The sequence below is a fragment of the Agriterribacter sp. genome (assembly GCF_035444585.1).
Taxonomy (GTDB): Bacteria; Bacteroidota; Bacteroidia; order Chitinophagales; family Chitinophagaceae; genus Agriterribacter.
In genome coordinates this window covers 1-20662 of the sequence record NZ_DAOMOZ010000068.1, presented here as the reverse complement: position 1 = coordinate 20662, position 20662 = coordinate 1, and the positions used below count along the sequence as shown (strand labels likewise).

25 protein-coding genes are annotated in these 20662 nt (G+C 44.2%); 15 read left to right on the top strand and 10 right to left on the bottom strand.

Annotated elements, in window-relative coordinates; translation table 11 throughout:
• Positions 1 to 1585: GMC family oxidoreductase N-terminal domain-containing protein (locus PLH26_RS09495; protein ID WP_324585778.1), on the bottom strand; the 1585-nt coding region annotated here is incomplete at its 3' end.
• 336 nt (positions 1586 to 1921) lie between these two features.
• Between PLH26_RS09495 and PLH26_RS09490 the strand changes: the two genes are divergently transcribed.
• Together PLH26_RS09490 and PLH26_RS09485 are read left to right on the top strand one after the other, a co-directional pair.
• Complete coding sequence (locus tag PLH26_RS09490) at positions 1922 to 2800, top strand: helix-turn-helix domain-containing protein (RefSeq protein ID WP_324585777.1); 879 nt, start codon at positions 1922 to 1924, stop codon at positions 2798 to 2800.
• Positions 2801 to 2910: 110 nt separating this feature from the next.
• Entirely contained in the window at positions 2911 to 3204 is a 294-nt protein-coding gene (locus PLH26_RS09485; protein WP_324585776.1) for a DUF4242 domain-containing protein, read from the top strand.
• Positions 3205 to 3229: 25 nt separating this feature from the next.
• Here PLH26_RS09485 and PLH26_RS09480 read toward each other — a convergent pair whose 3' ends face one another.
• Positions 3230 to 3784: a Crp/Fnr family transcriptional regulator gene (locus PLH26_RS09480; protein WP_324585775.1), complete on the bottom strand. Its 555-nt coding sequence runs from the start codon at positions 3782 to 3784 to the stop codon at positions 3230 to 3232.
• 569 nt (positions 3785 to 4353) lie between these two features.
• Between PLH26_RS09480 and PLH26_RS09475 the strand changes: the two genes are divergently transcribed.
• Both PLH26_RS09475 and PLH26_RS09470 read left to right on the top strand, forming a co-directional pair.
• The gene (locus PLH26_RS09475; RefSeq protein WP_324585774.1) at positions 4354 to 5280 is read left to right on the top strand and encodes a phage tail-like protein; all 927 of its coding nucleotides are present in this window, start codon (positions 4354 to 4356) and stop codon (positions 5278 to 5280) included.
• Positions 5281 to 5338: 58 nt separating this feature from the next.
• Positions 5339 to 6304, top strand: a complete 966-nt coding sequence (locus tag PLH26_RS09470; protein ID WP_324585773.1) for a T9SS type A sorting domain-containing protein — start codon at positions 5339 to 5341, stop codon at positions 6302 to 6304.
• Between the two features lie 50 nt (positions 6305 to 6354).
• Here the strand turns inward: PLH26_RS09470 and PLH26_RS09465 are convergent, their stop codons facing one another.
• On the bottom strand, positions 6355 to 6927 hold the full coding sequence (locus PLH26_RS09465) for a DinB family protein (RefSeq protein WP_324585772.1): 573 nt from the start codon (positions 6925 to 6927) through the stop codon (positions 6355 to 6357).
• A gap of 74 nt (positions 6928 to 7001) precedes the next feature.
• Positions 7002 to 7586, bottom strand: coding sequence for a Crp/Fnr family transcriptional regulator (locus PLH26_RS09460; RefSeq protein ID WP_324585771.1), 585 nt, complete (start codon positions 7584 to 7586; stop codon positions 7002 to 7004).
• A 118-nt stretch (positions 7587 to 7704) separates the two neighbouring features.
• Here PLH26_RS09460 and PLH26_RS09455 point away from each other — a divergent pair, with 118 nt between their 5' ends.
• Entirely contained in the window at positions 7705 to 8151 is a 447-nt protein-coding gene (locus tag PLH26_RS09455; RefSeq protein ID WP_324585770.1) for a hotdog fold thioesterase, read from the top strand.
• Positions 8152 to 8188: 37 nt separating this feature from the next.
• On the opposite strand, the gene PLH26_RS09450 is transcribed toward PLH26_RS09455, so the two are convergent.
• The gene (locus tag PLH26_RS09450) at positions 8189 to 8374 is read right to left on the bottom strand and encodes a hypothetical protein (RefSeq protein WP_324585769.1); all 186 of its coding nucleotides are present in this window, start codon (positions 8372 to 8374) and stop codon (positions 8189 to 8191) included.
• Positions 8375 to 8392: 18 nt separating this feature from the next.
• On the opposite strand from PLH26_RS09450, the gene PLH26_RS09445 reads away from it, so the two are divergent.
• Positions 8393 to 8962, top strand: a complete 570-nt coding sequence (locus tag PLH26_RS09445) for a LytTR family transcriptional regulator DNA-binding domain-containing protein (RefSeq protein WP_324585768.1) — start codon at positions 8393 to 8395, stop codon at positions 8960 to 8962.
• Between the two features lie 33 nt (positions 8963 to 8995).
• Here PLH26_RS09445 and PLH26_RS09440 read toward each other — a convergent pair whose 3' ends face one another.
• Positions 8996 to 9760 carry a PAS domain-containing protein gene (locus PLH26_RS09440; protein WP_324585767.1) on the bottom strand — a complete coding sequence of 255 codons (765 nt, stop codon included), beginning with the start codon at positions 9758 to 9760 and terminating at the stop codon, positions 8996 to 8998.
• Between the two features lie 384 nt (positions 9761 to 10144).
• On the opposite strand from PLH26_RS09440, the gene PLH26_RS09435 reads away from it, so the two are divergent.
• From PLH26_RS09435 to PLH26_RS09420, 4 genes are all read left to right on the top strand, one after another.
• On the top strand, positions 10145 to 10450 hold the full coding sequence (locus PLH26_RS09435) for a hypothetical protein (protein WP_324585766.1): 306 nt from the start codon (positions 10145 to 10147) through the stop codon (positions 10448 to 10450).
• A 53-nt stretch (positions 10451 to 10503) separates the two neighbouring features.
• Complete coding sequence (locus tag PLH26_RS09430) at positions 10504 to 11061, top strand: hypothetical protein (RefSeq protein WP_324585765.1); 558 nt, start codon at positions 10504 to 10506, stop codon at positions 11059 to 11061.
• A gap of 66 nt (positions 11062 to 11127) precedes the next feature.
• Positions 11128 to 11481 (top strand): hypothetical protein, encoded by a 354-nt coding sequence (locus PLH26_RS09425; protein WP_324585764.1) that lies wholly within the window; start codon positions 11128 to 11130, stop codon positions 11479 to 11481.
• A complete protein-coding gene (locus tag PLH26_RS09420; protein WP_324585763.1) occupies positions 11478 to 12044 on the top strand; it encodes a hypothetical protein in 567 nt (188 codons plus the stop codon). Before PLH26_RS09425 ends, PLH26_RS09420 begins: the two co-directional genes overlap by 4 nt.
• 65 nt (positions 12045 to 12109) lie before the next feature.
• Here the strand turns inward: PLH26_RS09420 and PLH26_RS09415 are convergent, their stop codons facing one another.
• Entirely contained in the window at positions 12110 to 12364 is a 255-nt protein-coding gene (locus PLH26_RS09415) for a hypothetical protein (RefSeq protein ID WP_324585762.1), read from the bottom strand.
• A 765-nt stretch (positions 12365 to 13129) separates the two neighbouring features.
• Positions 13130 to 13765, bottom strand: coding sequence for an NUDIX hydrolase (locus PLH26_RS09410; protein ID WP_324585761.1), 636 nt, complete (start codon positions 13763 to 13765; stop codon positions 13130 to 13132).
• Between PLH26_RS09410 and pyrE the strand changes: the two genes are divergently transcribed.
• Both pyrE and PLH26_RS09400 read left to right on the top strand, forming a co-directional pair.
• A complete protein-coding gene (gene pyrE, locus PLH26_RS09405) occupies positions 13740 to 14423 on the top strand; it encodes an orotate phosphoribosyltransferase (protein ID WP_324585760.1) in 684 nt (227 codons plus the stop codon). The genes PLH26_RS09410 and pyrE overlap by 26 nt on opposite strands.
• A 195-nt stretch (positions 14424 to 14618) precedes the next feature.
• The gene (locus tag PLH26_RS09400) at positions 14619 to 14963 is read left to right on the top strand and encodes a heavy-metal-associated domain-containing protein (RefSeq protein WP_324585759.1); all 345 of its coding nucleotides are present in this window, start codon (positions 14619 to 14621) and stop codon (positions 14961 to 14963) included.
• A gap of 84 nt (positions 14964 to 15047) precedes the next feature.
• On the opposite strand, the gene kdsA is transcribed toward PLH26_RS09400, so the two are convergent.
• Together kdsA and PLH26_RS09390 are read right to left on the bottom strand one after the other, a co-directional pair.
• Positions 15048 to 15866, bottom strand: a complete 819-nt coding sequence (gene kdsA, locus PLH26_RS09395; protein ID WP_324585758.1) for a 3-deoxy-8-phosphooctulonate synthase — start codon at positions 15864 to 15866, stop codon at positions 15048 to 15050.
• A 290-nt stretch (positions 15867 to 16156) separates the two neighbouring features.
• Complete coding sequence (locus PLH26_RS09390; protein WP_324585757.1) at positions 16157 to 17044, bottom strand: AraC family transcriptional regulator; 888 nt, start codon at positions 17042 to 17044, stop codon at positions 16157 to 16159.
• 154 nt (positions 17045 to 17198) lie between these two features.
• Here PLH26_RS09390 and PLH26_RS09385 point away from each other — a divergent pair, with 154 nt between their 5' ends.
• From PLH26_RS09385 to PLH26_RS09375, 3 genes are all read left to right on the top strand, one after another.
• Positions 17199 to 18722, top strand: coding sequence for a sodium:solute symporter family protein (locus PLH26_RS09385; RefSeq protein WP_324585756.1), 1524 nt, complete (start codon positions 17199 to 17201; stop codon positions 18720 to 18722).
• 157 nt (positions 18723 to 18879) lie between these two features.
• Positions 18880 to 19821, top strand: coding sequence for a dihydrodipicolinate synthase family protein (locus tag PLH26_RS09380; RefSeq protein WP_324585755.1), 942 nt, complete (start codon positions 18880 to 18882; stop codon positions 19819 to 19821).
• A 307-nt stretch (positions 19822 to 20128) separates the two neighbouring features.
• Positions 20129 to 20662: exo-alpha-sialidase (locus tag PLH26_RS09375; protein WP_324585754.1), on the top strand; the 534-nt coding region annotated here is incomplete at its 3' end.

Genomic DNA, 20662 nt, shown 5'->3' with positions numbered 1-20662 from the left:
ATTTATTAAGCGCAGATTTTTTCGGATCGTCTCCCATTCTTATTGTACCCACTTCGTGGATGATCCTGCCCGGAGCTTCCAGCCCGTAATTGTCTTCCGGCCCGTGCGGGTTTGATGTAACTACGGCGCCCATCTCATGCATAATGGACTGAAATGTTTCCTGCATGTGTTTGGCCTGTTTTATCTCTTCGTTGCTCCAGGTGTAATGGAAGCGCAATACAGGGATGCCGAATTTATCAACGACATTGGGATCTATTTCGCAGTAATTTTCTTTCCTCGCAATAGCGGTGCCTCTTCCGGCCATGCCAACACGGGTGCCATAAAAACGGCGGTAGTCATCCTTCAGCGATGCGCCAAAGCCCCCGGCCTGTTTGGGCTTTCCATCTCTTCCGGGCACTTTCCCGTTCAGGCGGTGTATACCCGATCCAAAGCCATATGAAGGCATTCTCATACCACCTCCAAATTCAATGTGGTACCCGCGGGGAAAGTCCAGCTTTTTATTGTTTAACCACCAGGGAGAGTAAATATGTATGCTGCCGGCGCCGTCTTCGTTATAGCGTTTGCGGTCGAGCAATTGCGGTAAAAAGCCGCCCAGGCTGGAACCGGTAGAATCGTGAAGGTATTTTCCTACAACATCGCTGTTGTTGGCCAGCCCGTTGGGATGGGCAGCCGATTTGGAATTGAGCAGGATGCGTGCCGATTCGCAGGCGCTTGCACCCAATACTACTGTTTTTGCGCTCACCTGGTATTCCTGCATATCATCCTTACTGATATAAGAAACACCTGTAGCCTGACCGTTCTTATCGGTAAGGATCTCCCTTACCATGGCGTTGGTAATTACCTCAAGGTTGCCTGTTTTAATGGCAGGGATAACCAGGCAGGAAGATGCCGAAAAATCACCATAGGTTTTGCAACTGCGGCTGCATTGCCCGCAATAGTAGCATGGCTGTCGGTCTTTATTGCCGGGTATGGGCTCTGTCATAACGGATCCCCTGCCGGGTATAACCGGTACGCCCACTTTTGCCGCCGAACGCTTTATGAACAGTTCGGGAAGGCGCGGTTTGGGCGGTGGCATAAAGATCCCATCGGGTTCATTTTCTATACCTTCCACGGTGCCATAGATCCCTATTAATCGGTCTATCTTATCATAGTAAGGCTTGATTTCATCATAGGTAAAGGGCCAATCTTCCGTTAAGCCGTCTTTGGGCCTGAAATCGTCGGGCCCCATACGTAGTGATATTCTGCCCCAATGGTTGGTTTTGCCACCCAGCATCCTGGAACGGAACCAATCGAATTCCGTATTGTTTTTTCTCGTGTATGGCTCACCGTCTATTTCCCATCCGCCGTAAGCGGCATCAAAGTCACCAAACGGACGAACAGTTGATGCCCCGCGCCGGGGAGATTCCCATGGCCATTTGAACTGTTGTGAATCTTTGGCAGGATCAAAGAAAGGACCTGCTTCCAGCATCAGTACCTTAATGCCGGCATTGGCCAAAAAATGCCCGGCCATTCCTCCGCCCGCTCCTGAGCCAATGATAACTACATCATGAACAGTGGAAGACCTTTTTATCTGGAATTTTCCCATACTTAATAATAAGATTTAGAGCGTTAAGTAAGAAGAACCGCTTACCGGTTCTGTGAAATTTTAAAGTACAGCTACAGTAAAACCTGCCGCTTTCATTTAGAGTATTTCCGGAAAGGAAGATACCCAATATTGTCAATAAAAATTCAATATTAACTGGTCTTGCTTTAGAAATTTTTTATTAATAACGCTGTCTCGTTATAAAATCAATCAAACACAAAATTTAAAAAGCATATAAAAGAGACCGGATTTTATTTCAAAATCAGTAGCTTAACAAAGGATTAAACTCATTATACTCCGCTTTTTTATTATCGTAAACAGTGTATTAAATTTTGCGGGATGGTGAACATTTACGATTTCATAACGGGCAATTCGAGCTACTTTGACCAACTGAAATTTGGCACTGAAGATGACCTGTTCATTGATTATACCTGCCCTATTACCGAAATGAAGGCCAAAGTATGGTCGCATAAAAATTGCCTGATGTATGTTATGCAGGGAGCCAAAGGCTATGCTTCGCCGGAGTATTATCATGAATCTGCAAAAGGAGAAATACTATTTATCCGTAAGGGCGGATATGTTTTATTCCAACGCTTTAAAGAGCCCTACCGTGCACTGATCTTTATGTTTGGTGATCCTGCTGTTAAATCGTTATTAGCGGAATATTCCGGTTTACTAAAAGCAGGCGTTGGAACAAAAGCAGAGTATATAGACCAGCCCGGGATTTTGGTACTGGATTCATCTCCTTTTATCGAATCCATATTTCTTTCTTCCAATGCTTACTTAAAGCAACCCGGCCCCGGAAGTAATATTTTGCTGAGTCTGAAGTTTAGGGAATTGCTGGTTAACCTTTTACGTGAAAAAAAGCCCAATGCCTTTTATACATACCTGTCGTGGCTAAATAATGATAAAGATATTTCTTTCATCAAACTGGTTCGCGAAAACGGCGGTACCAATTTTACATCCGGTGAGCTTGCTAAAACAGCAGGAATGAGTCTATCCACATTTAAAAGGATCTTTAAAAAGCATTTTGGAATTTCACCCGGGAAATGGCTTCATGAGCAGCGTATTGCCCGGGCCAAAAGGATGCTAAAAGATCCTGAGGTCAATATATCTGATATTGCTTTTAACCTGGGTTACAGCGATGTGGCTGCTTTTTCCAAAGCCTTTAAACTGGAAACCGGTATTAGCCCTACTGCATTTTTAAAGCCCGCCTGATCAGTTGGGCCAAATCAACAAATTTTTGAGCTGTTTTCACTTGGAAAACGAGCTGTTGTGTAACGAATTTTGTGTTGATCGCAATATTATTCATCAATAAAAAAATTGTTATGCCAAAGTATTTGATCGAAAGAAATGTTCCCGGGATTCAGCAACTAACCCCCCGTGAACTACAGGCGATGTCGCTGAAATCACGTAAGGTGATGGAAGATATGCAATCAGGAATACACTGGTTGCAGAGTTATGTGGTGAACGATAAACTTTTCTGTGTATATGTTGCACCTGATAAAGAAACGGTGGTTGAGCATGCCCGGCGGGGCAATTTTCCTGTCACCCGCATCAATGAGGTCAAAACCATTATTGATGCTACGAGTGCCGACGGGTATTTTTTTGACAGGCATTAAACAGGCATCTTTTTCGCGTGCCGGCTTATTTAACCGGTGTTTTCCTGCTCCTGAGCCGGCTCAGCGTTTCTTCCGACATGCCAAGATAAGAGGCTATATATTTGAGCGGTATGCGGTTTACCAGTTCCGGTCTTGAAGCATTGAAATGATCGTATCTTTTTTCGGCACTGGGCAGGCGGCAGATGTATGATCTTTCTTCTGAAGCAGCGTAATATTCGGTCAGCAGCATCCGTATTACGATATTCATTACGGGGAAAAGCGTATACATTTTTTGCAGGCTTTCGAAGGACATTACATACAGCTCGCTGTTTTCCAGGGCCTGTATGTATTCCAGCGATGGCTCACTGCGTGTCATACTGCGTATGGAAGTTGTGATCTCATTTTCGGGGTTGATCCAGGTGGTGATCTCTTTATTGTCTTCTTTTATAAAAGCACGTAAAACACCCTCGTGTATATAGTAATAATGTGAGCAAAATTCACCAGGTTTTAAAAGGTATTTGCCCCTGCTTATTTTTCGGCGAAACGAATTTTGAAGAATGTATTTTTCCGCTTTATTTCCCAGTGGATATATGGTTCTCATAAAATCCACTAATGGTGAATGATCCGTTGGTGGTACCGGCAATGGAGTACGATTGATACTGGATTTATACATTAAGGATATCTCTAAGGTAGTGAGCTTTTAACAATAGCGTGGTAAAGCTAAAACTATAACAGGGATAAACCGCATATTACCCGTTTTAAATAATACGAACGTTTAATGAATAACCGAACATTTTTATTTTTATCTGAATGCTCTTTTGCCTGCAACATCTAACGTTAATTATACACAATTGATAAAGATTAATATATCCCGCCAATAGCATACCGTTGCAATGGCTGGCAAATGAAGGGATCAAGAACAGTTATCCGGGCTGATCACAGAAGGAGGATAAAAAAAAGTTCTTGACAATTGTCAGGAAGTTCAATCAGTGAAAGCACTTAGAAAAAGTTAAAAATACATTATAATAAATTGATTTCCAGCTTGTTGTATAAACACGTCTGAGGTTGCTACCAGTCGTGAGATTTTGGGAATTTATTTCCCAACAGATACATTTGCCGCGTATTATCTAAACCCGCAGGCGTTGATAACCTGCATTAAATTCAATATCCATGAAAGTGAAAAAATTCTCACTGCTTTGTTTTTGCACACTTTTTTGTTTCCACAGTTTTGCCCAGGTAGGCATTGGAACCACTACACCAGACGCTTCCGCCGCGCTGGACGTTAGCTCCAGCACAAAAGGCTTTTTGCCTCCACGGGTGTCGCTCAGCAGTACCGCCATTGCTGCACCTGTAACTTCGCCTGTTGAAGGACTTATTGTGTACAACACCGCTACCACCGGCAACGTAACCCCCGGCTTGTATGTGTGGAACAGCGTGAGCCTTATATGGGATCGCATAGGCACCACCCGCAGTGCGGGCGCCGGCAAAAAGTTGGGTATTGACCTTACCGGCAGTGCTTTCCCGCAAAAAGTGTATCACGACCTGTTGTGGTACCAAACCGGTACCGGAGGGATTACGCCCGACCAGGTGCCCTGGTATTGCGAAAACGTGACCAAAGCCAACCAGTTAGCCGCTTACTGGCTGCAAAAAATTATCAACGAATTCAAAGGGCTGGAGAATGACTATCACTACGATCAAAGCCAGAATTCGATGATCGTAAACAGCAATATCCTGGGTAAAATTGTGCTGGGCCGTACAGCGCTGGGCACAGGAACGGTGGACAAGGACAACAACCAAGTGGGTTCCTCTTATGGAAGCGAGTATTTTACTTTAATAGTAGGTTCTAATGGCAGCAGCGAGCTATATACCATGGAATTTAATATTGTAATAGAAAACAACTCATTTTACGGCTTTCGGATCGTATATCAAACCAATTCCGCTGCCAGCGATGGCCATTTGTCGGGCTATGGCTCTATTGGCACAATGAGTTCAGCCGCTCCGCAGTGCAAAACGCGGAGCAGCCTTTCCGCGGCGGTAGTGAGCACGGGCAACCCGGCTCTTATGGCTTATCCCATTTCTATTGAGCTCAATTTTTAACAGTGCTTATCAGAAGAGGAAAAAATGCCTGATTTTTTTTTGTCAAACCAAACGTCTTATGAAGAAAAGTATTTTACTTATAGCGCTTACCGCTGCGCTGGGTGCACAGGCCCAGCTTTCGGTTGGCAGCAGCGAAAGCCTCACGCTGGCGGCCGGATCTACGTTTTCTTACGATGGGTTAGTGTTCACACCTGCATCTTTGCTTACGCTTTCCGGCAATACGGTAACAAAAAGCGCCACAGCCGTAACTGGTCCGGGCGCTGCTGCCGGCATTAACAGATCATACGTATTAGATGCGCCGATAAACTATACAGGCACATTACAGGTACACTATAAAGATGACGAGCTGAATGGTAATATGGAAGCCGGCCTTGAGATTTACAAACGACTGGCAACTGTTTGGGTAACAACCGGAACAGGCATTGTTGATCCCACGTTGAACTATGTGGAAATAGCGCTGACCGATGTGCAGCTCAACGGCGTAACGGCAGCCCAGAACGGTACTATCCTGCCCCTGGTGCGCCACAGCTTTACTGCAATACTGCGAAATAGCGCAGTGGAACTCAACTGGAAGGTCGATAACAATGAACAGTATCAGGGGTTTCAATTACAGGCAAGTGCCGATGGGCATCCCTGGAAAAACATTGCCAGCATATTAGCTGTGTCATCCAGCGGAACAGTAAGCTACAGTTATACCGACAGGGATATTTTGTTTACCACTAAACAATACCGCTTACAACTGCAGGATATTGATGGCAGGCACTCCTATTCGCCCGTTGAAGTGGTATCGCAACAACCAAAGGCAGACATGTATGCCTGGACGGCCGGCGGCAAGATAAATATGCAATTTGCCGGAAGGGCGCCAAAGCAGGTAAGGGTGTTCAACGGTGCGGGCCAGTTGGTATGGCAGGATGATACCGCTCAATCCTCTTATACCACGCATATGCTTAAACCGGGTTTTTATATAGTGTCCTATACCAGCACGTCGGGTATGGCTTTATCGAAAAAAGTGGTGGTGCCGTAAAATAGCAGGCTATCATTTGCTGAACGGGGTTAAAAACTGATGGTCACGGATCATCGTATTCCTATTTTATTTTTATCCAAATGTTTTTTTGCCTGCAGGATATGCCGCTCGTTATGCGCTATTAAAAACCGGAAAGTATCACCGAGCTTCAGCCTCACCCATTTTGAAATGGATATGGGCACACGGGTAGCACCGATATTGACTGCCTTTGCTTTACGCAGGTACATGATGAGCCGCTCCTGCTGTTCAATAAATTCGGCTATAACGGCCGGAGCATTGAGATCAGCAGCCGGTGAATGGTCTTTGGGCGACGTGTATTTTTTTGTGGAATTTCCGGGCTGCATCATCCTGGTAAAATAGTTGCCCAGCCATCCGCTTTTAAAATTTTCGGCAGAAGCATTACCCGCCGGGTGATCAAGCGCATAGGCAATAGCAGGCAAATAGAATCTTCCGTAGCTGTTTAAATGCGCAAGGCACTGCGCTATGCTCCACCCGTCGTTTGCGGCAGGTTTTAACAGCGTTTGTTCAGGAAGGTTCTGGAAAATGCGAACAGCCTCCGTAAGATGCTTTTCTGTTTCCCGCTCCAATGTGCTTAGTAGCTCAAATTTTGATGTTGCTTTCATTTGCTTCATGTTTTATTTATGATGCAAAATTGTATTGCCGGGCAATGATAAATATTGGTAAATACCAACATTTTTCAGATCCTTATTTTATTGATGAGCTTGCTGAAATTGGTAGGGTCTATTCCGAGGTAACTGGCGAGGTATTTATGTGGTATCAAGTGTAAGATATGGGGGCTGCGCTGTAAAAGCTTTCTGAACTTATCTTCCGAACTATAGCATTGTATTTCCGCCAGTCGTTCCAGTAAGCCCGATAAAGCATTCGTTACCCCCATGCGTACCATCGTTTCAACAGCGGGCCTGCTTTTCATTACAGACTCAACTTCACTGTAAGCAGCCCGTAAAAAAACAGACGGAGTTAGTGTTTCGTAAAAATAACGGGAGGGTTGTTGCAGCATCATGGCATCCAGCACACCGCCAAACGAAGGCGCATAGGTAAAAACGAGCGTAGCTTCCCTGTGTTGCTCATCGTAATAATATATTCTTTGCACACCCTCCAGCACAAAATATAAATATTTTTCCTTTTCGCCGGCAGCGGTAATGATCTCTTTTCTTTTTGCATAAAATGGCTGCCATATCCCGGTAAATGGCTGCCAGTCTTCATCAGACAGCGGATGCACGGCCCCGATCAATTGCCTGAGTTGTAAAAGTTCATCCTGCATTGAAAAAATATGTCGGCAATATTAAAATATTTAACCATCAATACAACCGGCAAGGCCTAATTAAGCAGAAAACGATTAAGTTTGACTTGTTTTTGAGCAATAAAAATTATCACCGGTCATGCCGAACATCTGGTTTAAAAAAGAATTTTCGCTCCAAAAGCTGCAGTCCATGAGTGCCGGTACGATGGGGGAGCATATTGGTATTGAGTTCACCGAAATCGGCGACGATTATTTAAAAGCCACTATGCCTGTTGATCACCGTACCTGCCAGCCTTACGGCTTATTGCATGGTGGCGCATCCGTTGCATTGGCCGAAACGCTGGGAAGCGTAGCTTCATCGCTGGTGCTGGATACCAATGCATTCATATGCGTAGGACTTGAGATCAATGCCAATCATATTCGCAGTGCCCGGAAGGGACTGGTAACGGGTATAGCATCGCCCCTGCATTTGGGATCTTCCACCCATGTGTGGGATATAAAGATCTATGATGATAAAGAGCGGCTGCTTTGCGTCAGCCGTCTTACGGTAGCTATCTTAAAAGGAAAAGATATACCCGTTACATAAGCTTAAGGATTACCCGTTTTTGCCGGTGCTGATGTCGTCAGAATTGTATGCGGTAGTTAAAATTGGGCCAGAAGCCCAGTTGGTTCTGGGTACGGACCTTACCGGCCCTGCTGTCGTACCACTGGCTGAAAATGTTTTTATGATCGGTTACATTTTGAAGATCTACAAAAAACTCCTGCATAAGCCCTTTGTTGTTCATCCGGTAGGTAAGCTTCACATCCATCCTGAAATATGCTTTGGTTTGTTCTGCAAACGAGCGGGCTTCAAAATAAATGGCCCGGCCTGCAGTTTTTGGGCTTTGTTCATCAATAGGCGTGTAGCGCTTGCCACCCGCAGCGGTAAGTTTAAGATCAACGGCTACGGTATGTATGCCTTTGAATTTCCACTCTTTGCCCGCCAGTGCTATGGGTTGGAGACAAGAGAGAATGAGCAGGAGTCGTTCATTTTCATACTTACCGGCGAAAACCATGGCAACAGGCTGGAAGTAGCTGAATATAGCTTATTGGCCGTGCAGGCCCTGGATAATTATGTAAATATTTTTTGGGAAGAAGCCGGCTGCCTGCAAACCACCATGCTGCGCAATACCCTTACGAACATTGTTGAACAGTTGAATGCTGTATCAGGCATATACCGCAGTCATCGCGGCTGGCTGGTAAACACCCGCCGTGTAAACCAGGTTGAAGGGAATGCGCAGGGACTCAGGTTATCTGTTGATCTCATGCAACAGCAGGTACCTGTGTCACGCGGCAATATAACAGGCTATCGCCGGCTTGCAGAGAATCAAAACATGGTGGCAGAAGCAGCAGTTTGATGGGCATGCCTGCGTTGAGCAGGCCTCAGGCATTCAGATCCATCCTTTTTCCAATGCCAGTTGTACCAGTTCCAAAACAGTATGCGTATTCGTTTTCCGGAAAATATTTTTACGATGAGAGGCAACAGTGGAAAGACCTATGCGGAGCTGCCGCGCAATTGCTGCAGAGGGCAGGTTTTGTGATAACAATTGCACTATTTCCTTCTCCCTGCGGGTGAGTAATTCTTTAGCAGGCACCAGTTGTGTGATCGGTTGCAGATCAATATAAGATGGTTCGCCTTCGAGCCCGATGATGGATAATACCATCTTGTTGCTTTGCTTTAAATGGGAGATATCCGTAAAGATCACAAAAGTTCGCAACACCGCTCCTTCCTCATCGCTCTGGATAGCTGCCACCTGTTGCAGGATGCGTTTATACTCCCCGTTTTTACAACGCATCCTGAAATCATACCTCGTTTTGTATTTCATTATCTTTTCCGCGGGCAGCTTTTTCCAGAAACCTGTGATCGTAGCTTCAAAATTCAGATAGTTTTGCAGGTCATCGGGATGGATCCCGGATAGAAATGTTTCTAATGTAAACTCTTCCGGCGAGTATCCCAGTAAATGGGTAATGGAAGGATTGGTATATTCCATGCGCAATTCCGGCGGGCTGAAAATAAAATAGCAGTAGTCGCCTACCTGGAAAAAATTGAGCATCTTTTTATATATCTCAATTTCCAGCTCAAATTTTTCAGGTGTTTTGTACTGCCCTATTTCCCGCCACACTTTATTTGCCTGGTCCAGTATCAGTTTATCCATGACCGTTATGTTTGCCCGCAAAATAAAAAAATTATTATAAAGTCTTCTTTTGATCCCCTCCGGAGGGGATTTTTTTATAATCAGGCCGGCTTTCATTTTCACATTTACAAAAAAAGCGCCGATAATGCGCTGCCATGCAGAATAAAGCTTACATCATCCCGTTGTTAGCAACAAGAATGCATTGAAGTGATCCCCATCATTTCTGAAGAAAATAAATTTTTGGACACAAGCCTCACAGTATAAAAATAATCAGGCATTTTTTATCGTAGCAATGGAGAATGATTTTTCTCCGTGCTCCGGCATCGGTTGCATGCCAACGATAAAGCCATCAGAGAACATAAATTATAAACATAAGAACGCATTTCTAAATTTAAAAATCACAAAATGAGAATCGTTTCAAAACTGATCCTTCCCCTGTACCTGCTTTGTACACTCTCTTTCTCCTGTTCAAAAGAAAAAAAGTGCAACCTCGCAATGCTGTCTTTCAACAATCATTTAAGTGAAAAAATAACCGTGATCGTTTATGGCAAAGGCACATTGGACATAGAGCCCGGGAAAAGCGAAACGATCAAAGTAAAGCCTTACGAAACATATGAATATAATGTTCTGAATTATTGGAACGGGCAAGTCCTTTTACGAAGTGAGGAATCGGTAGAATCCTGCGTATCAAAAGGAATAAATATCAAATGAGGAACGGTGCGTAATAAATGAAAATAACCGTTTGATTTTGAAAATTTAGAACAATGAAAAAAGCAATCATCACTGTAGTTCTTGTGTTCTTTACCGTTTCCGCCTTTGTGCAAACGAAAGAAGAAACACTTCAATGGCTGCGCAGTCATTTAAAGACTATAATCGTTCATGACAGCGACAGCGTATTGCCCTGTACCATAACAAAAACGTATACTTTTTATGACGATGCCTTTGTGATAAAAACCGTAAAGGATTTTTATAAGGATGCCAGCCTGAATACTGCACCTGCATTCGGCAAAATATGGTACAGGGATATTTTTACGGAAAATGATAGCGCCGTCATGCGTGGTATGCAGAAGGAACAGAAAGAGGGTAAAGCGCATGTTTACACCATTTGGGCGGAGCATGTATATAGTATAACAGGCAGGGAAGAAGCGCCTCTGCCTTTCTGGCGAACGTTTAATGAACCGATGGGGCTTGACCTCTATCTGCCGGATAGTAAGGCGTTCAGTGCGGAAGCCATTCATAAACTTTACCACCTGGCATCCCTCATGGGTGCGAAGGAAAAATCTCCGGATATTATTCCTGATGAAAATTCCCGGGAAGATTGACAGAAAAACGGCCGTTACGGCTGGTCTTGATAAATCTGTTAAATAAAAAAATTATCTATGAAAGCTATGAAAGCAAAAATTGCGGTTTGGCTTGCCGCATTTTCATTGTTGGTTTTTAAAGTTGACGCCCAGCAGAAAGAATGGCAAAACCTTTTGGATTTATTGCAGAAAGAAGCCAGGTATTTTGAAGGTAAAAACGGGTTTATCCAGTTGGAAAAGAGTGATTATAACACATTTTCTATAGGGCAATCTTCCGTCAGCGATTCGCTTATTGTATTCAGCATGTGGATGCGTGACCGCTTTGGCAATGAAAAATCTGAACAATTTGTGCAGGAAAGCATTGTACTGTTGCAGCAAGAGCCGGTGATCATTCCTGAAAATACAACCAACATTTTATTACTCAAAAAATCTCAGTCATGAAAAAGAACCCTATGAAGTATAAAATTTTAAGTATCCTGTTTTTTAGCCTCATATTTTCATCAGTCCGCCTTTTTGCCCAGGCAGAGGACTATCCCTATTACCTTGATTATTACTGGGGCGATCGTGACCGGAGTTTTGCGATAAAAGTTACCAATAAACTGATAAATACCACAGAGAAAGGCAGGCAATACATAGATGAATACAATGATGCGGCCCGTGAATACGATGATCTGCAATCCAATTCGCAGGTCGACGAATATGAACGGTTAGTCGGTAAAGTAAAGGCGAAAGAAAAACAATACCATACTGCCAAAACGATGGCGGCGCTGGCCCAAACTTCCTATAATCTTTGCAGAAGCAACTGCCAGTCTAAATACCAAACCTATGTCAATACCACAAACAATGTAAACCGGATTGTGCAGGAATACCGCGATCTGGTGGCCAGGCTTAAGTCCATGCAAGCTAGCCTCAGGCATTACCAGGATAAATTAGATGCAAAAAGAAATACCGTGAACCGGTTGGGCGAAAAGATTGCAAACTATATCAGAAGCCAGAAGATATAATAAAGATGATGCAATTGGGGTTGTAAGAATTATGAAATTAAACAACTCCGCTTCGTTAACCAGCTTTAAGTGGGAAAGGGGAGCTCCAATACAAAAGGGTAGGAGAAGTAGTTAAAGTATACTATTTCCCCACCCGCATCATAGGTCTCTATGATCGAGCTGAGAGAAGTATCATAAGGCATTAAGGGTAAACCGGGCACATAGCGAAAGGGGTTTGTGGAAGGGTAGAGATCCAGTAACGCATTGATCAATGCATTATCACTTGATTGTGGAACTTTGTCAAGCCCAAATGCTGCAAACGGGTTTTCCGATAATCCCATTCTACAATTTTTATATAAAAAAGGTATGGCGCTGTAAAGCACAGGCAGATCCTGTGCTGAGTTTGATAAGATGATAATCATTAAGATCTCGTAATTATTAAATACTAAAACAGTCAGCCATGCCTGTCAACAAAATTACTGCTATCGGTTTCCTCAAGCAAAACTGGGTGCAGTTCAAATTCATCCTGCACTCAGGTGCAACAAAGCAGAATACACCATTTTAATTTTATTGAAAATGAATTAATTAATGACGGTGTATATATGATTTTCGCAATCGAAGCATATCATATTATTTCATGGATTGCACATTGATGCAAGGATAGATGCCTCCTTGGGTCGGCATGACAAGCGACAGGATATATGCTAAGCAATAGTACTAATGTTGAACAGTTGTACCAATATTGAACATCGCACCGCTGCCTGTCATTATAACCCAGGGAGGCATCTGCGCTATAACATTCATGTTGACAATAACATCTGAACTCCTTCGCCATGCCGAAAGTCCCATAAGTTGCTCAGCATTGTGTCTGTTGTGGGGCTGAAGTAACACTCACTATCAGGAACATAAGACTTTTTAAGTCGCGCTGGGGTCTTCATGCAAGCCATTGTGAGCGGGCATGAGACCTCTGCGCAGCTGTCTTTTACGAAATACATTTCCATTCTCTCATTTTAATTCAGTATGATATTCTACATACCCGGGTCTCGCCCCGCGCTTTTTGCCTACCCGGCGAAGGCCCTGGCGGGAGGGGAATTTTGCTACCATGCTCACTTTTCGCTTTTCCGATATACACTTTCAATCACATCTTTAACGGAAGGAAATGTGTTTTTTAATTTTTCACTAAGTGCATCGGACTTTACCCATTCAATCTGATGTATATCTTCTTCTGTTTGCGGCTTCAGGGCCTGCGATGACGTGGCTTTCATCCTGTACCAGTGCGATTCTTTTAAGATATGCCTGCCATATTCATTATAGGTATGAAAGGTAGTTGCTATAAAATTTTTGAGCTCAACATTTTTCAGTCCTGTTTCTTCCTGCACTTCCCTAACCGCGCATGCTTCCAGCGTTTCTCCTTTATCCAATTTGCCTTTGGGCAGGTCCCATTTCCCTCTCCTGAAAATCATCAGGAGCTCATTCTTCTCATTTTCTATCACTCCCCCTGCGGCCCGGATCACCGTGAAATGTTTCCACAATAATTTCTTTGACCGTTCAATGCCGGTAGTAAAAAGGATCCCTGCGTGAAACCCCGGTTTTGCTATTTCGTGCAATAATGCGTTAATGGCGTGACTGGTCATTTCATCTATAAAAACGGTATCGGGATGATGCCTGTATATTTCTATGGCAGGCGTTATTTCATCGCAAAGAAAAACAGGCTTGTTGCCAAAGTATATTTTCAGGACCATACCTTTCAATTTTTATTATTTTCGCGCCATGACGAATGAAAAAGCTGTAGCCGAAAAGCTTTTACAAATTAATGCTATCCGGCTGAATCCGCAACAACCATTTACGTGGGCATCGGGCTGGAAAAGTCCAATTTATTGCGATAACCGCAAAACACTGTCTTTTCCCTATATCCGCGACTTTGTAAAATCGGAATTGTGCAATGTAATATTTGAAAGCTTTCCTGAAGCGGATATGCTGGCCGGTGTGGCAACCGCCGGTATTGCATGGGGCGCTATGGCTGCCGACCAGTTGAAGCTGCCTTATATATATGTGCGTCCCAAGCCCAAAGAACATGGGTTGGGTAACCAGGTAGAAGGCTTTTTTGAACCCGGTAAAAGGGTGGTGGTGGTGGAGGACCTGATCTCCACCGGCAAAAGCAGCCTGCAGGTTTGCAAGGTGCTTAAAGAGCAGGGGCTTACAGTAGAAGGCATGGTATCTATTTTTACATACGGGTTCGATGTGGCTGCTGCCGCTTTTGCAGAGGCAGGGGTGCCTTTGAAATCATTGACCAACTATGAAACGCTTATCTCCCTTGCATTGGAAAAAAATATAGTAAGCCCTGCCGAAGAAGCCACGTTGTTAAACTGGCGGCAGGATCCGGCGCATTGGCAGGGTTAAAGAAATAAGCGGTCAGTACGCGACAAAAGGAGCGTCAGACCGCGGGTAAACGTGGGATGTGGAAATAAGCAGTCAGTACGCGGCAAACGAGTGCCAGACCGCCGGCAGGTATCATTAACAAATTGTTTTACAAAAAACAGTTACCTTTTCGTTATATAATTCACATAAACTCTTTTTACACTAAAATCATATTTTATGAAAAAGATCGCGCTGCTCATCACGCTCGTTTGCGGCATTGCCTGGACAGCTACGGCACAACAAAAGAAGCCGGTAACGGTTAAAATCGCCACACCCACCGTACAATGTGAACAATGCAAAAAGCGCATTGAAAATTACATGAAGCATGAGCAGGGGATCACGAAAGTGAACGTAAACTTCAAACGCAAAGAAACTACGGTAACCTACCTCAAAGACAGGACCAATATTGAAAATATAAAAACCGGTATCGCCAACGTGGGCTATGATGCAGATGACGTGAAAGCCAATGAAGATTCGTATAAAGATCTGCCCACCTGCTGCAAAAAGCCGGAAGACCAGTGACGGTTGAAAGTTTGTGGTGCGGTTACAAGTTACAGGGTGCAGGTTGCACAGGTTGCAAGGGTTGTCCTTGAAACCTGTAACTTCTTACACCGCCTCTTTTATCTTCAGCAATTGTTTTAAAAGCGGTTCCAGCAAGTCTAATTGCAGCATATTGGCGCCATCGCTTTTAGCCGAAGCGGGATCGGGATGGGTTTCTATGAACAGCCCTTCGGCGCCGGCTGCTATAGCCGCTTTTGCTATGGTGCCTATCAGTTGGGGATTACCGCCCGTTATGCCGCTGGTTTGGTTGGGTTGCTGAAGCGAATGAGTGCAATCCATTACTACCGGTACACCATGCGCCTGCATCCAGGGGATATTCCTGTAATCCACCACAAGGTCCTGGTAGCCGAAGGTGGTGCCCCTTTCCGTTAGTATGATCTTATCATTTCCCGCTTTCCTGATCTTTTCTACGGTAAACTTCATTGCGGGCCCGCTTAAAAATTGACCCTTTTTTACATTCACCACCTTGCCGGTTTCTGCGGCTGCTACCAGCAGATCGGTTTGCCGGCATAAAAAAGCGGGGATCTGCAATATGTCAATATATCCGGCGGCGGGTGCGGCTTCATCGTGCGCATGTATATCGGAGGTTGTCGGCAGCCCAAATTGCTGACCTGTTTTTTTTACAAGCGCCAGCGCGTTATCATCACCTATACCCGTAAACGAAGATGCGCTGGTACGGTTGGCCTTACGGTAGGAAGCTTTGAATATATAGGGAATGCCCAGGCTTTTACAAATACCGGACACCTTCCCCGCAACTTCCATTACCAGGTTCTCACTTTCCACAACACAGGGCCCTGCGATGAGGAAAAAATTTTTTTCGTTGTACGATTGCCCGGAGAAAAGTTCTTTTAAAAATGGTTCCATGGAGCAAAGTTAGGTGTGGGAGGGAAAATGCAAGAAACAAATCAGAAGAAATCACAAGAACCAAATAACAAGAAACAAATATGTCCGCCGGGGCGGATAAGAACTCAAATTTCAAATCCGAAACCATAAGCTCTAAATCCGAAGGAATACAACAATAAGCAAAACAACATAACCTAAAAACTAAAAGAAGGTGAGGGGTGAAAGAAGGAGTATTTTTTTGTTTTTAAATCTGTCTACTTATATCAGGACAAGACACTGACTGCTGATACCTGATACCTGACCGCTGATACCTATTTATTTTCCCTGAACTTCTTGGGCGACGTGCCCATGATCTGCTTGAATGATCTTGAAAAGCTGTACTGGTCGGTATACCCCATTTCCTGAGCGATCTGTTTGATAGGCGTTTTTGTTGACCTCAGCATCTGGCTGGCTCTTTGTATTTTCAGAGAGGTGAAAAGCTGGATAGGAGAGTAATGGGTTTTTTGCCTGAAGAGCGCCGAAAGATAGGAAGCGGATACGCAGGCTTCTTTGGCCAGCTCATCGAGCGTGAGGTTTTTATGAAGGTGCTGCTTCATAATAAGAATACAGCGTTCTATAATATTATCCACTCCTTTTTTCATATAGTTGAAAACCGTAAGCCGGAATGTACCCAGAAAGCTATAGAACCGGAAATTCGCATACAGCAGGTTTTCCATGTTGTCCATCAGGCCAAGATGGTGCATAATGTCCCGGAATTGCGCTATGCGTCCAACCAGCGGAGGAGTGGTCAGGTTCTTGTTGTTTTTATCGCGCAGCAGGTAGGTATACATGGCTTCACCTATTGCTCCGTTGAATTTTACAAAGTAAAGACTCCACCCGCCAGGAGCCTCCACACCCAGGCGGAAACAGGTTTTACGGGGCAATACTGCAAAATGATTGGCTTTGAGGACAAGCTTTTTATTATTGATCATGTACCATCCTATACCGCTTACGCAATACACCAGCACATAGTCGGGATTGTTTTTCAGCACTTCTTTATCAAGCGCACTTTGCTCAGCATAAAAAGCTATTTCGGTAATGTACAGGTTTTTCCCGATGGGATGGCTATCCAGTTTGCTTCGCAAACGCGCAGGTAAGATCCAGTGTGTTTGAGCCGTTGTTTCAATGTCAGGGGTGTTTTGTATAATTGCTGTGCCCACGCTGTTCAGGTAATTTTTGAAGGTTTAAAAATAGCATTAATTTACAGGGCAATAATAATTTATGCTATTCTTTTTATAACAATTAACATTGGCCGCTTTTTAAATTTGAGTAATCTTTGATCGAAACCCGCAATTAAACGCACTGATCTGAAACATGCATCACTTACCCCTGATTGATCTTTTGGTAATTCTCGTATATCTGCTCAGTATGGTACTGGTTGGCGTATACTTTTCAAAGAAAAACAAGAACACCAAACAGTTTACTACGGCTTCGGGCAGCATACCCGGCTGGGCCCTGGGTATATCGCTGTATGCCACTTTTTTAAGCAGCAATACTTTTCTGGGTGTTCCGGGAAAAGCGTTTGGCAGCAACTGGAATTCCCTCGTATTCAGTTTGTCAATGCCTTTTGCTGCATATTTTGCTACCCGTTTTTTTGTGCCCTTTTACCGCACTCATGGCGAAGTAAGCGCCTATACCCATCTCGAAAAAAGATTTGGCGCCTGGGCCCGTACTTATGCCATGATCTGCTTCATACTTACCCAACTGGCACGCATGGGGTCCATTTTTTTTGGCATTGCCTTAACCCTGCAGGCATTGACCGGCGTGGATATGAAAACCATCATGGTGGTTACCGGCGTTTGTATCATTGTTTATACAGTGCTTGGCGGAATGGAAGCCGTGATATGGACGGAAGTGGTACAGGGCATTATAAAAACCGCCGGCGCTTTGATTGTGCTGGGTATTATACTGTACGAAATGAAGGGTGGTGTGGGGGAGATATACAGGATCGGCGTGGCCGATGAAAAATTTGGTTTGGGCAGCTTCTCTCTTACGGATTTCAGTTCTTCTACTTTCTGGGTCGTTTTTTTATACGGGTTTTTTATCAACCTCAATAATTTCGGTATGGATCAGAACTATGTGCAGCGTTACCATACCGCACGCAGTCAAAAGGAAGCCGCAAGAAGCGTTTGGCTTTGTGTATACTGGTATGTTCCCGTATCATTGCTTTTTTTTATTATAGGCACAGCCCTGTATGCGTATTTCAGCCAGCACCCCGAACTACTGGATGTGGTGAAGCAGCAGGTGGCTGCCGAAAAGAATGTAGACATCAATACCCTCACTCCCGCCGACTACGGAGATAAAATTTTACCGTATTTCATGGTGCTGAAAGTGCCTAAAGGTCTGGTAGGATTGATCATTGCTGCTATCCTCAGCGCTGCCATGAGCACCATCAGCAGCGGAATGAACAGCTCGGCTACTGTATTTTTAAAAGACATTTACCAGCGGTATATCAACCCCAATCCCGGTACTAAGAAGGAGATGCTTGTTCTGTATACTGTAACAGCTTTAACGGGTATAGTGTCTATTGTGTTTGGTATTGCCATGATAGGCGTAAAAAGTATTCTGGATATGTGGTGGGAACTGGCGGGTATTTTATCTGGCGGCATGTTGGGTTTGTTTTTATTAGGGATGATCGCAAAAAAAGCCCGCAACGCCGAAGCCGTTACCGGAACAGTGGTTGGTATTTTAGTTATTTTATGGATGTCGCTGTCCAAGTACTTCCCCGAACAATGGCAACATCTTAAAAGCCCTTTCCATGTGAACATGATAGTAGTGGTGGGAACGCTAACCATATTCCTTGTAGGGTTATTATTAACAAAAGCCAGGAAGAAATGAGTATCAACGCATAGCATGCAGGCTCTTTATTTTAATTGAGCTGTAGAGTGAAAGAAATGAAACCACGCAGATAACACCCTTTCGGCGGCTCAGGGTCATGGTTGTATGTTGTAAAGTATATTATTCATCAAACATTTGAAAAAACCAAAGCAAATTTATGTCAAAGAAATTTGTTCCTGTAATGATAACCCCGTTTACACCCGAGGCAAAGCTTGATTTTGATATGGTGAAAGTGCTGGTTGATTTTTATCTTGCCGCGGGAGTAAAAGGATTGTTCGCCAACTGCCTTTCCAGTGAAATGTACAGTATCAGTGATGATGAACGGCTGGCACTTACGAGGGCAGTAGTGGAACATGTTAACGGTCGTGTGCCGGTGGTGGCAACAGGTTCTTTTGGACTGACCATTGAAGATAAGGCGGAATTTGCTAAAAAAATATTTGATACGGGTATTGATTCGGTGGTACTCATTACAGGACATTATGCAGCGATAGATGAAGGGGATGACATTTTGTTGCAAAGATTTGACAAAATGTTATCGCTAACAGACAATATTCCGCTTGGATTGTATGAATGCCCTGCCCCCTATAAAAGAGTGGTAACGCCGGAAGTATTGAAAACGCTAGTATCCACCAACAGGATGTTTTATCATAAAGATACCTGCTGTGATGAAGCCCAGGTGAAGGCAAAATTAGAGGTGATCAAAGGTACGCCAATGCAGTTTTTCGATGCGCATACGCCAAATGGTGTATCTTCCATGAAAGCCGGCGCCGCGGGATTATCGGCCATAGCCGGTAATTTTTATCCCGAAATATTGGTGTGGTTGTGTGATCATGTTGATGACCCGTCTAAGCAAAAGGAGGTAGAATGGATACAGGCTGAATTGGCCCGGGTAGATCCGCTGATCCACGTTGCGTATCCCATGAGCGCTAAATTCTTTTTGCAACTGAGAGGGCTGCCTATTCATGCCATCAGCAGGGCGCATGCGCTGGAGCCCACACCTGAAGAAAAAGCTGTTCTGCATTCCATCCTGGATACTTTAAAATCGTGGTACGAAAAGTTAGGCATTAAAGAAGTGGTGTATGAGGATGTGGCGGGGTGAGTTGAAGTGGTAAGTAGTAAGTGGTAAGTGGTAGTAAGTGGTTTATCGTTTTGCAAAGTGAGCGGTGAGGGGTGAGAAGTGAGAGGTGAGAGGTGAGAGGTGAGAGAGGCTATCGTTTCATGTTTATGGTTTATTGTTTCACGGAATGAAGGGAGTGAGTAGTGAATTGTGAGAGGTGATCGTCTTTACCATTACCACTGATCTCCGGCTGAAAGCTGACTGCTGATACCTGACACCTGATAGCTAACAGCCCATCCAAATTTTAAATCTGAAATCTCAAATCTCAAATTCCAAATCTGAGTCCCACATGTATACCAAACTATTCTCAGCTTTATGCATTTGTATTTTGACTGCCTGCTCGGGCGGGCAACAACAAAGTGAAACGATCGAAAACGATACCGATATGCCTGCAGGTGATTCATCTTTCGTAAGGGGATATTTTTTTACGACCCCTGCGCCTTTCCCGGAGTGCCATGCATCTACTATCCTGCATTTACAAAACGGGGAATTTATGGCCGCATGGTTTGGCGGGCAAAAAGAAGGCACCGATGATGTTGGGATATGGCTTGTAAAAGGTAAGCCCGGTAACTGGACAACGCCGGTTGAAGTGGCCAAAATAAGAGAAGATGCCCATTGGAACCCTGTATTGTTCCAGTCGCCCGCAGGCAGGATATTCCTTTATTTTAAAGTAGGTAAAAAGATCCCTTCGTGGGAAACCTGGGTAAAGACTTCCGATGACAACGGGCAAACCTGGTCGGAAGCTACGGAACTGGTGAAAGGAGATAAGGGTGGAAGAGGCCCCGTGCGCAATAAGCCTGTTGTAACTTCTGCCGGGTTGTGG

Bases quoted from the DNA above. Each gene is read 5' to 3' on its own strand.
- PLH26_RS09490 (WP_324585777.1), top strand. From the start codon at position 1,922: ATGGTGAACATTTACGATTTCATAACGGGCAATTCGAGCTACTTTGAC.
- PLH26_RS09485 (WP_324585776.1), top strand. From the start codon at position 2,911: ATGCCAAAGTATTTGATCGAAAGAAATGTTCCCGGGATTCAGCAACTA.
- PLH26_RS09480 (WP_324585775.1), bottom strand. From the start codon at position 3,784: ATGAGAACCATATATCCACTGGGAAATAAAGCGGAAAAATACATTCTT.
- PLH26_RS09475 (WP_324585774.1), top strand. From the start codon at position 4,354: ATGAAAGTGAAAAAATTCTCACTGCTTTGTTTTTGCACACTTTTTTGT.
- PLH26_RS09470 (WP_324585773.1), top strand. From the start codon at position 5,339: ATGAAGAAAAGTATTTTACTTATAGCGCTTACCGCTGCGCTGGGTGCA.
- PLH26_RS09465 (WP_324585772.1), bottom strand. From the start codon at position 6,927: ATGAAAGCAACATCAAAATTTGAGCTACTAAGCACATTGGAGCGGGAA.
- PLH26_RS09460 (WP_324585771.1), bottom strand. From the start codon at position 7,586: ATGCAGGATGAACTTTTACAACTCAGGCAATTGATCGGGGCCGTGCAT.
- PLH26_RS09455 (WP_324585770.1), top strand. From the start codon at position 7,705: ATGCCGAACATCTGGTTTAAAAAAGAATTTTCGCTCCAAAAGCTGCAG.
- PLH26_RS09450 (WP_324585769.1), bottom strand. From the start codon at position 8,374: ATGGATGTGAAGCTTACCTACCGGATGAACAACAAAGGGCTTATGCAG.
- PLH26_RS09440 (WP_324585767.1), bottom strand. From the start codon at position 9,760: ATGGATAAACTGATACTGGACCAGGCAAATAAAGTGTGGCGGGAAATA.
- PLH26_RS09435 (WP_324585766.1), top strand. From the start codon at position 10,145: ATGAGAATCGTTTCAAAACTGATCCTTCCCCTGTACCTGCTTTGTACA.
- PLH26_RS09430 (WP_324585765.1), top strand. From the start codon at position 10,504: ATGAAAAAAGCAATCATCACTGTAGTTCTTGTGTTCTTTACCGTTTCC.
- PLH26_RS09425 (WP_324585764.1), top strand. From the start codon at position 11,128: ATGAAAGCAAAAATTGCGGTTTGGCTTGCCGCATTTTCATTGTTGGTT.
- PLH26_RS09420 (WP_324585763.1), top strand. From the start codon at position 11,478: ATGAAAAAGAACCCTATGAAGTATAAAATTTTAAGTATCCTGTTTTTT.
- PLH26_RS09415 (WP_324585762.1), bottom strand. From the start codon at position 12,364: ATGGGATTATCGGAAAACCCGTTTGCAGCATTTGGGCTTGACAAAGTT.
- PLH26_RS09410 (WP_324585761.1), bottom strand. From the start codon at position 13,765: ATGGTCCTGAAAATATACTTTGGCAACAAGCCTGTTTTTCTTTGCGAT.
- PLH26_RS09400 (WP_324585759.1), top strand. From the start codon at position 14,619: ATGAAAAAGATCGCGCTGCTCATCACGCTCGTTTGCGGCATTGCCTGG.
- kdsA (WP_324585758.1), bottom strand. From the start codon at position 15,866: ATGGAACCATTTTTAAAAGAACTTTTCTCCGGGCAATCGTACAACGAA.
- PLH26_RS09385 (WP_324585756.1), top strand. From the start codon at position 17,199: ATGCATCACTTACCCCTGATTGATCTTTTGGTAATTCTCGTATATCTG.
- PLH26_RS09380 (WP_324585755.1), top strand. From the start codon at position 18,880: ATGTCAAAGAAATTTGTTCCTGTAATGATAACCCCGTTTACACCCGAG.